A 12780-nucleotide genomic window follows, 5' to 3' on the forward strand; every position below is an offset into this window, starting at 1 on the left:
CAGCTGGGCGCCCGGCGCCGACGGTTGTGGAACCGGTACCAGGCGGGGCCGCCTTCGCATGCTGACGCAGCAGGGCCAATGTCGTCCCGGATGCGCTTTACCCGAAGCCCATACGTACGACGACAGGAGGGTAGATGCCTGCTGGCCAGGTGCAGCGTTCGTCCGTTCGGACCGACGCCGATTCCACCCGCGAGGGCCTGTACGACACCGCCTACGAACACGACGCCTGCGGTGTCGGATTCGTGGCCGACCTCTCCGGCCGTCGCAGCCACGAGATCGTCGAGAAGGCGCTGACGGTACTGCGCAACCTCGACCACCGGGGTGCCGCCGGCGCCGACCCCGAGGACGGCGACGGCGCGGGGATCATCACCCAGGTTCCCGACCTCCTCTACCGCGAGGTCTGCGATTTCGAGCTGCCCGAGGCGGGCCGCTATGCGACCGGCATCGCCTTCCTGCCCGCCGACGAGGCCGAGCGTTCCTCGGCCGTAGCGGCCATCGAGGCCGTCGCCGGCGAGGAGGACCTGCGCGTAGTGGGCTGGCGCGACGTCCCGGTCGACCCGCACTTCTGCGGCCCCGCCGCCCGCGAGTCCATGCCGCACTTCGCCCAGCTGTTCGTGGCCGGGCGGCAGGGCACCGCCGCCGAAGGCCTGGGCGGCATCGCGCTGGAGCGCTACGCCTACTGCCTGCGCAAGCGCGCCCAGCACGAGACGGGCGTGTACTTCCCGAGCCTGTCGCCGCGCACGATCACCTACAAGGGCATGCTCACCACGCCCCAGCTGGAGCCCTTCTACGCCGACCTGTCCGACCGGCGCTACGCCAGCGGACTGGCCCTGGTGCACTCGCGGTTCTCCACCAACACCTTCCCCTCGTGGCCGCTGGCCCATCCCTTCCGCTACGTCGCCCACAACGGCGAGATCAACACCGTCAAGGGCAACCGCAACATGATGCGGGCCCGCGAGGCCACGCTGGCCAGCGACCTGCTGCCCGGCGACATCTCGCGCGTGTGCCCCATCGTCGACCCCGACGACTCCGACACCGCGTCCTTCGACGCCGCCTTGGAGCTGCTGCACCTGGGCGGGCGCTCGCTGCCGCACGCGGTGCTGATGATGATCCCCGAGCCCTGGGAGAACCACACCGAGATGGACCCGCAGGTGCGGGCCTTCTACGAGTTCCACTCCATGCTCATGGAGCCCTGGGACGGCCCCGCTTCGGTGTCCTTCACCGACGGCTCGGTCATCGGCGCGGTGCTGGACCGCAACGGCCTGCGCCCCGGCCGCTACTGGGTCACCGACGACGGCGTCGTCGTGCTGGCCAGCGAGGCCGGCGTGCTCGACGCCGACCCCTCGCGCATCGTGCGCAAGGGGCGTCTGCAGCCCGGCCGCATCTTCGTGGTCGACACCGAGCAGGGCCGCATCATCGAGGACGAGGAGATCAAGGGCGAACTCGCGGCCGAGCATCCCTACGCCGAGTGGCTCGAGCGCGGCGTGGTGGCGCTGTCGGACCTGGAGCCGGGCAAGCCCGCGCCGGTCGAGGACCTCATGCGCCAGCAGCAGGTCTTCGGCTACACCGAGGAAGAGCTGCGCATCATCCTGGAGCCGATGGCCGGCACCGGCGCCGAGCCGATCGGCTCCATGGGCACCGATACCCCGGTCGCGGCGCTGTCGTCGCGGTCGCGCCAACTGTTCGACTACTTCTCGCAGGGCTTCGCGCAGGTGACCAACCCGCCGCTGGACGCCATCCGCGAGGAGCTGGTCACCAGTCTGCACACTGCGCTGGGCGCCGAGGAGAACGTGCTCTCGCCCGACCCGGAGGACTGCCGGCGCATCGTGCTGCCCACCCCTGTCGTCGACGAGGCGGGCCTGTCCGCGATCGTGCGCGCCGGCACCGCCGAGGACGGCGACCCGGCCTTCCGCACCTTCGTCGCCAACGGCACCTACGAGGTCGCCGGCGGCGGGGCGGCGCTGTCGCGGCGCCTGGACGAGATCTGCGCCGAGGTCTCGGCGGCCATCGCCGAGGGCGCGCACATCGTCGTGCTCTCCGACCGCGGTGCCGGCCCCGACCGGGCGCCGATCCCCTCGCTCCTGCTCACCGGCGCCGTCCACCACCACCTGGTGCGCGAGAAGACCCGCACCGAGGTCGGCCTGGTGGTCGAGTCCGGCGACGCCCGCGAGTGCCACCACATCGCGCTGCTGCTGGGCTACGGCGCCTCGGCGGTCTCGCCCTACATGACCCTGGCCACGGTGCGCGACATGGTCGAGCGCGGGGTCATCGGCGGCATCAGCGCCGAGGACGCCGTAGGCAACACCGTCAAGGCCTTCGGCAAGGGCGTCCTGAAGATCATGTCCAAGATGGGCGTGTCCACGGTGAGCTCCTACACCGGCGCTCAGATCTTCGAGGCGCTGGGCCTGGGCCCGGAGGTCGTCGACCGGTGCTTCGCCGGCACCCCCTCGCCGCTGGGCGGCGTCGGATTCGACGTGCTGGCCGAGGAGGTCGCCACGCGCCACGCGGTCGCCTACTCCGCCAACCCCGCCGACCACCGGCGGCTGGCCATCGGCGGCGAGTACCAGTGGCGCCGCGAGGGCGAGCCGCACCTGTTCAACCCCGACACCGTCTTCAAGCTGCAGCACGCCACGCGCTCGCGGCGCTACGAGATCTTCAAGGACTACACCTCCCAGATCGACGACCAGGCCGGCGAGCTGATGACCCTGCGCGGGCTGTTCCGCCTCAAGGAGGGCGTCCGCGAGCCGGTGCCGATCGAGGAGGTCGAGCCGGTCTCCGAGATCGTCAAGCGGTTCTCCACCGGCGCGATGTCCTACGGCTCCATCTCCGCCGAGGCGCACGAGACCCTGGCCGTCGCGATGAACCGTCTCGGCGGCAAGTCCAACACCGGCGAGGGCGGCGAGGACCCGAACCGTTTCACGCCCGACGACAACGGCGACCTGCGCCGCAGCGCCATCAAGCAGGTCGCGTCCGGGCGGTTCGGGGTGACCTCGCACTACCTCACCAACGCCGACGACATCCAGATCAAGATGGCCCAGGGCGCCAAGCCCGGCGAGGGCGGCCAGCTGCCCGGCCACAAGGTCTACCCGTGGATCGCCGACACCCGGCACTCCACGCCCGGCGTCGGGCTGATCTCGCCGCCGCCCCACCACGACATCTACTCCATCGAGGACCTGGCCCAGCTCATCCACGACCTGAAGAACGCCAACCCTCAGGCGCGGGTGCACGTCAAGCTGGTGTCCGAGGCCGGGGTGGGGACCGTGGCCGCGGGCGTTTCCAAGGCCCACGCCGACGTCGTGCTGATCTCCGGCCACGACGGCGGCACCGGCGCCTCGCCGCTGACCTCGCTCAAGCACGCGGGGACGCCCTGGGAGCTCGGCCTGGCCGAGACCCAGCAGACCCTGCTGCGCAACGGACTGCGCGACCGCATCTCCGTGCAGGCCGACGGGCAGATGAAGACGGGGCGCGACGTGGTCGTGGCCGCGCTGCTGGGCGCCGAGGAGTACGGCTTCGCCACCGCTCCGCTGGTGGTCTCGGGCTGCGTGATGATGCGCGTATGCCACCTGGACACCTGCCCGGTGGGTGTGGCCACCCAGAACCCGGAGCTGCGCAAGCGCTACTCCGGCCAGGCCGACTTCGTGGTGAACTTCTTCGAGTTCGTCGCCCAGGAGGTCCGCGAGTACCTGGCCGCGCTGGGCTTCCGCAGCCTGGACGAGGCAGTCGGGGCCGTCGAGCTGCTCGACACCGCCGACGCCGTGGACCACTGGAAGGCCTCGGGGCTGGACCTTTCGCCGGTCCTGCAGGAGATCGAGCCGTGGCCGAGCGACCACCGCCACCGCGTGCGCGCCCAGGAGCACGGCCTGGAGAAGGCGCTGGACAACACGCTGATCCAGCTGGCCGAGGGTGCGCTGGAGTTCGGCGAGCCGCTGAAGCTGGACCTGCCGGTGCGCAACGTCAACCGCACTGTCGGCACGATGCTGGGCCACGAGATCACCCAGCGCTACGGCGCAGAGGGTCTGCCCGACGACACCGTCGACATCACCTTCACCGGTTCGGCCGGCCAGTCCTTCGGCGCCTTCGTGCCGCGGGGCGTGACCCTGCGGCTGGTCGGCGACGCCAACGACTACGTGGGCAAGGGGCTCTCGGGCGGCCGGGTCACGGTCCGCCCGCCCGAGGACGTGCCCTACGCGCCCGAGCAGCACATCATCGCCGGCAACGTCATCGGCTACGGTGCCACCTCCGGCGAGGTGTTCCTGCGCGGGGTCGTGGGCGAGCGGTTCTGCGTGCGCAACTCCGGGGCGGTGGCCGTCGCCGAGGGCGTGGGCGACCACGGGTGCGAGTACATGACCGGCGGGCGCGCCGTCATCCTGGGCACGATCGGGCGCAACTTCGCCGCGGGCATGTCCGGCGGCATCGCCTACGTCCTGGACCTCGACCCCGAGCGGGTCAACAGCGGGATGGTCGACCTCGACCCGCTCGACGACGACGACCGCGTGTTCCTGCGCGACATCCTCGACCGCCACCGCGAGGCCACCGGTTCCACCGTCGCGGCCGGGCTGCTGGCCGACTTCGACAACGCGGTCACCCGGTTCGGCAAGGTCATGCCGCGCGACTTCAAACGGGTCCTGGCCGCCCGGGCCGAGGCCGAGCGTGCGGGCCGCGACGTCGGCGAGGCAATCATGGCCGCGGCGCAGTCCTGATTCGTCGGCCGGACACGAAAGGAGGGAGACACGACATGGCTGACCCGAAGGGGTTCCTCAAGATCACCGAGCGGGAGCTGCCCACCCGGCGCCCGGTCGACGTGCGTATCCAGGACTGGAACGAGGTCTACGAAGAGGCCGACCGCGGCACCGTCGTCAAGCAGGCCTCGCGCTGCATGGACTGCGGCATTCCGTTCTGCCACAACGGCTGCCCGCTGGGCAATCTCATCCCCGAGTGGAACGACCTGGTCTACCGCCACGACTGGGGCGAGGCCATCGAGCGGCTGCACGCCACCAACAACTTCCCGGAGTTCACCGGGCGGCTGTGCCCGGCTCCGTGCGAGTCGGCGTGTGTGCTGGGCATCAACCAGCCCGCCGTGACCATCAAGAACGTGGAGAACTCCATCATCGACCGGGCCTGGGAGGAGGGCTGGGTGCGCCCTCAGCCGCCCGAGGTCCGCACCGGCCGGAAGGTCGCCGTGGTGGGGTCGGGTCCGGCCGGGCTGGCAGCCGCCCAGCAGCTTACGCGCGCCGGGCACGACGTCACCGTCTTCGAGCGCTCCGACCGCATCGGAGGGCTGCTGCGCTACGGTATCCCCGAGTTCAAGATGGAGAAGCGCCACATCGAGCGCCGCCTGGGCCAGATGCGCGCCGAGGGCACGGCCTTCCGCACCGGCGTGAACGTGGGCGTGGACGTCTCCGTCGACGAGCTGCGCGCCCAGCACGACGCCGTGCTGCTGGCCGGCGGGGCCACCGCCTGGCGCGACCTGCCGGTGGCCGGGCGCGAGCTCGACGGCGTCCACCAGGCCATGGAGTACCTGCCTCTGGCCAACCGGGTGCAGGAGGGCGACATCGACGAGCCCGCGATCAGCGCCCAGGACAAGCACGTCATCGTCATCGGCGGCGGCGACACCGGCGCGGACTGCGTGGGTACGGCCCACCGCCAGGGCGCCCTGTCGGTCACGCAGCTGGAGATCATGGCCAAACCGCCCCGGGAGCGGCCCGAGAACCAGCCGTGGCCGACCATGCCGATGGTCTACAAGGTCTCCACCGCCCACGAGGAGGGCGGTGAGCGGCTCTACTCGGTCAACACCCTGGAGTTCCTCGGCGACGACCAGGGGCGCGTACGCGCGCTGAAGCTGGTCGACGTGCAGCGCACCGACAACGGGTTCGAGCCGGTGCCCGGCTCCGAGCGCGAGATCCCCGCCGGCCTGGTCACGCTGGCCATGGGCTTCGTGGGCCCGCAGAAGGAGGGCATGGTCGAGGACCTGGGCGTGGAGCTGGACGGGCGCGGCAACGTCGTGCGCGACGGCGACTACACGACCACCGTCGACGGCGTCTTCTGCGCCGGGGACATGGGCCGCGGCCAGTCGCTGATCGTGTGGGCGATCGCCGAGGGCCGCTCGGCGGCCGCAAGCGTGGACCGCTTCCTCAGCGGCGGCGAGGACACGGTTCTGCCCACCGCCATTCCGCCCACGGAGCGGCCGCTGACCGCGAGCTGACCCGCGTTTGAGGGCGGGCGCGGTCCAAGGGCCCGCCCGCGCACTCGGCCGTCCGCGAGGGGCCGCCGGCACGCGCCGGCGGCCCCTCGCACGTCGGGGCCCCACGGCGCCCCCGCGGGCCGCGAAACGCCCGGATCGCCGGATTGGGCGGTACTTTCGGCGTGTCGGCGGGTAGGGATCCGGTATGGCTTACCGCCTGCTCGCCGACGCGGCAATGCTGCTGCACGTGGGCTTCCTGTGCTACGTGGCCCTGGGCGGATTTTTGGTGTGGCGGTGGCCGCATGCGATCTGGCCGCACCTGGCCGTGTGCGCCTACTCCCTGGGCATCATCGACTTCCAGTGGCAGTGCCCGCTCACCGGAGTCGAGAACTGGGCGCGCGAGCAGGCCGGGCTGCAGGGCCTGCCGCCGAGCGGCTTCATCGACCACTACCTGACCGGCGTGGTTTATCCCGAGCGCTACCTGGTGGAGGTCCAGTTCGCCGTGGGGGCGGTGGTGGCGCTGTCGTGGCTGGGAGCCCTGTACCTGGTGGTGCGGCGGCGCCGCACCGCGCGCGAGCGCGACGAGGAGACCGGTTCCCGTTAAGAGGCCGTGTGGATTTCGGCCCGGCGAAGCCCGCGAAACGGACATTCAGCGGAGTAAAGAAGCGTAATAACGGGGCATTGCTGGCATTTCCCCTTTGTTTGGACCCCGAGGTCCGGGCGTACATTCGAAGTATGAGCATGGTGACCCCGGAAGCCCTCCGCTCCGCGGAGCACTTCGTCTCGCGCGACGCCCGACTGATCGACCGCCACCGCTTCGCCTACCACTTCCGTGCCGGTTCCGACGGGCCGATCCGCTCGGCTCTGGACTCCTACCGCAACGTCGACGGCGGATTCGGCAACGGCCTCGAACCCGACCTGCGCGGCCACGGCAGCCAACCCGCCGCCGTCGTGCTGGCCCTGCGCTACCTCGACGAACTCGGCTCGATCCCCGGCGACATCGTCGACGGCATCGGCCGCTACCTCACCAGCATCACCCGCGAGAGCGGGGGAGTGCCGCCCGTGCTGCCCAGCGCCCGCCACACCGAGGCGGCGCCGTGGTGGCGCGAGCGCAGCGACTTCGGCGGGGCGCTCGACCCCACGGCGGCACTGGTGGGGCTCATGCACCGGCACCGCATCTGCACCGCCTGGCGCGACCGCGCCACGGCCTTCTGCTGGACCCGCATCGCCGCGCTGAGCTGGACCACGCCCGACGAGGCCATCGCCGTGTGCACGTTCCTGCAGCACGTGCCCGACCGCCGTCGCGCCGGGCAGGAGTTCGACCGGCTCTCCCCGGCCATCCGCGCCGTCATCGAGACCGACCCGGATGTACACGGGCAGGTCCACCGGCCGCTGGATCTGGCCGACCACCCCGATCACATCGCGCGGCGCCTGTTCACCGACGAGGAGATAGCCGCCGACCTCGACGGGCTCCTGCAGCGCCGCCGTGAGGACGGCGGTTGGGACATCACCTGGGACAGCTGGGCCCGCAGCGCCCGCAACGAGTGGCGCGGCCTGCTGACCGTGCGCCACCTGAAGACGCTGTGCGCCTACGGCCGCCTGTCCGCCGACGTCCCCGCGGTCCGCAGCGGCTGAAGCCCGCCCGCCCCGAGGCGGTCGGTGCGCGCCGACCGCACCGAGGGCAGGCGGTGCTGCGAGCCCGGTCGGCCACGCGTAACCCCCCGCATCGTGGGCAGCGGAGACACGGCAGGCCCCGGCACGCCCGCCGCGCCGTACGGCGTCGCGGGCGCACCGGGCACGCAGTCGCACGAAACGAAAGGGACCCGAACCCATGGCAACCGACCTCAACGGCTCCGTCATCGCCTTTCTCGCCGCGCCCGAGGGGACCGAGCAGGTCGAGCTCACCGATCCCTGGGAGGCGGTGGAAAAGGCCGGCGGCCGCCCGCAGCTGATCTCGACCTCCTCCGGGCAGATCCAGGCGTTCAAGCACCTCGACAAGGGCGACACCTTCACGGTGCACGCCACCGTCGAAGACGTGGGGGCCGCCGACTTCGGCGGGCTCGTGCTGCCCGGCGGCGTGGCCAATCCCGACTTCCTGCGCACCGTCCCGGCCGCGGTCTCCTTCGTCAAGGAGTTCTTCGACAAGGCCAAGCCGGTCGCCGCCATCTGCCACGCGCCCTGGGCCCTCATCGAGGCCGACGCCGTCTCCGGGCGGCGCCTGACCTCGTTCCCGAGCCTGAAGACCGACATCACCAACGCCGGCGGGGAGTGGGTCGACGAAGAGGTCGTCGTCTGCTCCATGGGGCCGAACAAGCTGGTCACCAGCCGCAAGCCCGACGACATTCCGGCCTTCAACGACGCGATGCTCAGCGCGTTCGCCGAGTAGCGACCCGGCGTACGCCCACTCGCAACCTGGTTTAGACCACTGCACTGCCCAGACGCTTTAGAGTGTTAAGCGTGACACGTCGAGCAAAAATCGTCGCGACCCTCGGTCCCGCGACTTCGAGCCCGGAGAGTATCCGCGCGCTCGTCGACGCGGGACTCGACGTAGCGCGACTCAATCTCAGCCACGGAACCCATGAGGACCACCACTCCAGCTACGTCAACGTCCGGGCGGCCGCCGAGGCCACCGGACGCAGCGTAGGGATCCTCGCCGACCTGCAAGGGCCCAAGATCCGCCTGGGCAGCTTCCCCGAAGGACCGATCGAACTGTCGGCCGGCGACCAGTTCACGGTGACCGTCGAGGACGTCCCCGGCGACCGGCACCGGGCCTCCACCACCTACAAGGGCCTGCCCGGGGACGTCCGCCCCGGCGACCGCGTCCTCATCGACGACGGCAACGTGGTCCTCGAGTGCACCAAGGCCACCAGCACCGAGGTCCAGACACGGGTCCTCATCGGCGGCACCGTCTCCGACCACAAGGGCCTCAACCTGCCCGGCGTCTCGGTAAGCGTGCCCGCCCTGACCGAAAAGGACGAGGACGACCTGCGCTGGGCTCTGGAGGAGGGCGTCGACATGGTCGCGCTGTCCTTCGTCCGCAGTCCGGCCGACGCCGACGACGTCCACCAGATCATGGACGACGTCGGTGTGCGGGTCCCGCTCATCGCCAAGATCGAGAAACCGCAGGCCGTCGAGCGGCTCCAGGACATCATCGAGGTCTTCGACGGCGTCATGGTGGCCCGCGGCGACCTGGGCGTCGAACTTCCCCTCGAGAACGTCCCGATGGTGCAGAAGCGCGCCGTCGAGCGGTGCCGGGACAAGGCCAAGCCGGTGATCGTGGCCACCCAGATGCTGGAGTCCATGATCAACTCGGCCCGGCCCACCCGCGCCGAGGCCTCCGACGTCGCCAACGCCGTCCTGGACGGCGCCGACGCGGTCATGCTCTCGGGCGAGACCAGCGTGGGGGACTACCCCATCGAGACGCTTGAGACCATGGCCCGCATCGTGGCGGCCGCCGAGCAGGAGTCCCTGCGGGCGTCCCACGTCCTCAACCGGGTCCCCGAGACCACCGGTGGGGCGATCGCCCGCGCCGCCGCCGAAGTCGGAGCCACCGTCGGCGCCAAGGCCCTGATCGCCTTCACCATGTCCGGCGAGACGGCGCGGCGCCTGGCCCGCTACCGCTCGCCGATCCCGCTGCTGGCGTTCAGCACCCAGGGCTCCACGCGGTCGCAGCTGGCCCTGACCTGGGGTGTGGACACCCACCTCGTGCCGTGGGTCGACCACACCGACGACATGGTGCGCCAGGTCGAGGGGGAGTTGCTGGAAATGGGCATCTACCAGAAGGGCGACAAGATCGTCCTCGTCTCCGGCAGTCCGCCCGGAACGCCCGGTTCCACCAACTCGCTGCGTGTGCACCGCATCGGCGACGCCATCACCCACGGACGCTGATCCGGCCCCGGGTCGAGGCGGGTACCGCCTCCCCACACCGGCCCTCGCCCCGCCAGGCCCACCGGGCTTGGGCGGGGAGGGCCGAGCGGGCCCGCCCGCGCTTTCAGCTCAGCAGCGCGCCGGGCAGCCCGCCCTCGTAGGGCACCCGCTCCAGCGGCATGTCCCAGGGCAGCCGCTGCCACGGGCTCGCCGGGTCGAAGGCGAGCAGGCCCAGCGCGGTCCACGTGCGCTCCCACCCCGGGCCCCGTTGGGCGTAGGTGAGCAGGTACCCGCCGTGGAAAGCCTCGGCCAGCTGCTGCCAGCTCGTGTAGCGGCGCTGGAGGTCGGCGGCGGTGCGGTGGAGCAGGCAGCGGGTCTCCACCCGGCTGAGCCACTCCAGGGTCGCCCCGCCGCAGGCCAACCGGATGATCTGCGCCGAGCGCCACCACTGGTGGGCGGCGATGGCCACGGCAGGGGTCTCCTCCCCGGCGCCGGTGACGGCGCGCAGCCGCGCCACCTGCTCGGCGGAGAGCCGCACCACCCGCTCGCGGGGGGCGTCGGGGTGGGGCCGGCCGCGCAGCGTCGCGGCGGTGAAGTCGACGTACAGGTCGGCGTCCTCGCCGCTGTGCAGTTCCTCCCACAGCTGCTCGACCACCGCCAGTAGGGAGGCGCGGTCGACGACGCCCCATTCGCGCTCCAGAGCGCGCCGATAGCGGCGGCGCAGTTGCGGGCGCTCGATCTCGTCCCAGGGTTCGGACAGCGCGGTGCGGAAGGGCGCGGCCACAGCGGCGGCCCAGCGCTCGGTGCTGAGCGCGGCATCGGGATCGGCGGTGTGCAGCCCCGGGGGCTCGCGCGAGCCCACCACCAGCTCCGCGAAGGTGCCCGCCGCCAGCAGTACCGCAGGTGCGAACGTCCACCCGGCAGGGCCCAGCACAAGCAGCAGCACGACGGCCAGAGCGAGCGGGGCCATCAGCCACGGCTGCCGGCGCTGGGATCCCCACGACACCAGGATCCAGGCGCCTATCGTCAGCGCCCCGGCGATCGCCGCCACCGCGGTCAGCACCAGGCTCTCCTTTTACGTCGCTGCCGACAGCTGCCCGCGGCGGCAAAAGGCACCGCCCGCGCCGCTGTCCACGTATCCGCCCGTAATCCAGGATCGGCGACCCGCAGCGGTCATGGCGACCGAACTTACAGGTTGTGCTCGTGTTGTGGCCGCAATGTGACCGGCGCCGAGCGGCAGTGGGGGCAGCGCGAAACGCCGCCGAGACAGGGCCGGCGACGGGAATCCGAGAAGGACGGGGTGCGCGGTCCCCGCCGGTCCTCGACCGCATGGCGGCGCCTGGGGCGCCGGAGCGGGAGGCGTAGACGAGGGTGCCCTGAGTGGGATTCGAACCCACACTGTACGAGGTTTGAGCTCGCTCGCTCTACCGGTTGGCGTATCAGGGCTGTGCAGCGGAAACACAGTGACCCCGGCCGAAACCTCGCCCGCGCGTCGCGGCCGAGGCGACGCCTCGGCGGGGATTCCCGTGGCCGCCGCTCCATCGTAGCGGATCTCGGTACCGTGCGGTGAATGCGGGAAGCCGTGCCGTGAGCCCGCGCCGTGCTCCGCGTTCCGCTCTGGCGCGGCCGGTCAGCGGCTTGGCCGCACCGCCCGGGAGAGCGGAACCGCTCGGCCTCGCCGTCCGCGGGGCCTGCGGAACCGCGGACCGCTTCGACACCGCCGTCGGACCTGGGCCCGCAGTCGGCGCTGGTGCAAGCCCCGCGGTCTCCGCGCAACGGGCCGGGACTGTATCGGCCTGCTTCAGGAGGTCGTGCCGGTCTCGATATGGTAGGCGTGGTGCCGGTCGGCGGGGATCTTGGTCCGCACCAGGCGACGCACTCCGACGTGCGGTTCACCTGCACCGATTGTTCAGGTCCGGGGAGGCCCGGCACCGGTCGGCCGCCCGTATGCCTCCAGCTTTGCAGAAGGGAACCACGTGAGTAAGCGATTCCGGGGACACGCGGCCCGGATTCCTCCCCGGTCCGAGGGCCGGGGCATCCTTCGGGAGGAACGGTGACGACGACGCAGAGCCGCGTGGTGATCGCGGAAGACGAGGCCCTGATCAGGCTCGACCTCAAGGAGATGCTTGAAGAGGACGGTTATGCCGTCGTGGGCGAAGCCGGAGACGGCGAGACCGCGATACGCCTTGCCACCGAGCACCGGCCCGACCTCGTCATCCTCGATATCAAGATGCCCGTCCTCGACGGGCTGTCGGCGGCCGAGCGCATCGCCGCCGAGCGCATCGCGCCCGTCGTCATACTGACCGCGTTCTCCCAGCGCGAGCTGGTCGAGCGCGCCCGCGACGCCGGAGCGATGGCCTACCTGGTCAAGCCGTTCAACAAGGCCGACCTGACCCCGGCCATCGAGATGGCCGTCAGCCGCTACACCGAGCTTTCGGCCCTGGAAGCCGAAGTCAGCGGGCTCCAAGAGCGGCTGGACACCCGCAAACTGGTCGAGCGCGCCAAGGGCCTGCTGCAGAGCAGGCACGGGCTGAGCGAACCCGAGGCGTTCCGCTGGATCCAGAAGAACTCCATGGACCGCCGGCTGACCATGCGCAAGGTGGCCGAGACCGTCGTCGAGACCCTCGGCGAGCAGGGGCAGACGGAGCAGTGAACCCGCACCCGCCCCGATTTCGACCGCAGCGCGGGCGGGGCGCGGGCCGCATCCGGTCGTTCCCCGGCGCGGAGCCTTC

General features: G+C 71.4%; 8 protein-coding genes and 1 tRNA gene. 7 read left to right on the forward strand and 2 right to left on the reverse strand.

The window, feature by feature from the left end; genetic code table 11:
• Positions 1–134: 134 nt before the first annotated feature.
• The 6 genes from gltB (at position 135) to pyk (ending at position 10069) form a co-directional block, all read left to right on the forward strand.
• A complete protein-coding gene (gene gltB / locus LP52_RS19695; protein ID WP_040275736.1) occupies positions 135–4700 on the forward strand; it encodes a glutamate synthase large subunit in 4566 nt (1521 codons plus the stop codon).
• Positions 4701–4735: 35 nt separating this feature from the next.
• Positions 4736–6202, forward strand: a complete 1467-nt coding sequence (locus LP52_RS19700; protein WP_040275737.1) for a glutamate synthase subunit beta — start codon at positions 4736–4738, stop codon at positions 6200–6202.
• Positions 6203–6386: 184 nt separating this feature from the next.
• Positions 6387–6785, forward strand: coding sequence for a DUF2784 domain-containing protein (locus LP52_RS19705; RefSeq protein ID WP_040275738.1), 399 nt, complete (start codon positions 6387–6389; stop codon positions 6783–6785).
• Between the two features lie 131 nt (positions 6786–6916).
• Entirely contained in the window at positions 6917–7816 is a 900-nt protein-coding gene (locus LP52_RS19710) for a hypothetical protein (RefSeq protein WP_040275739.1), read from the forward strand.
• A gap of 196 nt (positions 7817–8012) precedes the next feature.
• The gene (locus LP52_RS19715) at positions 8013–8567 is read left to right on the forward strand and encodes a type 1 glutamine amidotransferase domain-containing protein (protein ID WP_040275740.1); all 555 of its coding nucleotides are present in this window, start codon (positions 8013–8015) and stop codon (positions 8565–8567) included.
• A gap of 71 nt (positions 8568–8638) precedes the next feature.
• Entirely contained in the window at positions 8639–10069 is a 1431-nt protein-coding gene (gene pyk, locus LP52_RS19720) for a pyruvate kinase (RefSeq protein WP_040275741.1), read from the forward strand.
• Between the two features lie 103 nt (positions 10070–10172).
• Here the strand turns inward: pyk and LP52_RS19725 are convergent, their stop codons facing one another.
• The gene (locus tag LP52_RS19725; RefSeq protein WP_040275742.1) at positions 10173–11111 is read right to left on the reverse strand and encodes a DUF1266 domain-containing protein; all 939 of its coding nucleotides are present in this window, start codon (positions 11109–11111) and stop codon (positions 10173–10175) included.
• 309 nt (positions 11112–11420) lie between these two features.
• Positions 11421–11494 (reverse strand) — tRNA-Leu (locus tag LP52_RS19730).
• Between the two features lie 628 nt (positions 11495–12122).
• Here LP52_RS19730 and LP52_RS19735 point away from each other — a divergent pair.
• On the forward strand, positions 12123–12701 hold the full coding sequence (locus LP52_RS19735; protein WP_040275743.1) for an ANTAR domain-containing response regulator: 579 nt from the start codon (positions 12123–12125) through the stop codon (positions 12699–12701).
• The last annotated feature ends 79 nt before the right edge of the window (positions 12702–12780 follow it).

The sequence above is a fragment of the Streptomonospora alba genome, from assembly GCF_000826685.1.
GTDB classification, from domain to species: domain Bacteria; phylum Actinomycetota; class Actinomycetes; order Streptosporangiales; family Streptosporangiaceae; genus Streptomonospora; species Streptomonospora alba.

Bases quoted from the DNA above. Each gene is read 5' to 3' on its own strand.
- LP52_RS19715 (WP_040275740.1), top strand. From the start codon at position 8,013: ATGGCAACCGACCTCAACGGCTCCGTCATCGCCTTTCTCGCCGCGCCC.
- LP52_RS19700 (WP_040275737.1), top strand. From the start codon at position 4,736: ATGGCTGACCCGAAGGGGTTCCTCAAGATCACCGAGCGGGAGCTGCCC.
- LP52_RS19705 (WP_040275738.1), top strand. From the start codon at position 6,387: ATGGCTTACCGCCTGCTCGCCGACGCGGCAATGCTGCTGCACGTGGGC.
- LP52_RS19710 (WP_040275739.1), top strand. From the start codon at position 6,917: ATGAGCATGGTGACCCCGGAAGCCCTCCGCTCCGCGGAGCACTTCGTC.
- gltB (WP_040275736.1), top strand. From the start codon at position 135: ATGCCTGCTGGCCAGGTGCAGCGTTCGTCCGTTCGGACCGACGCCGAT.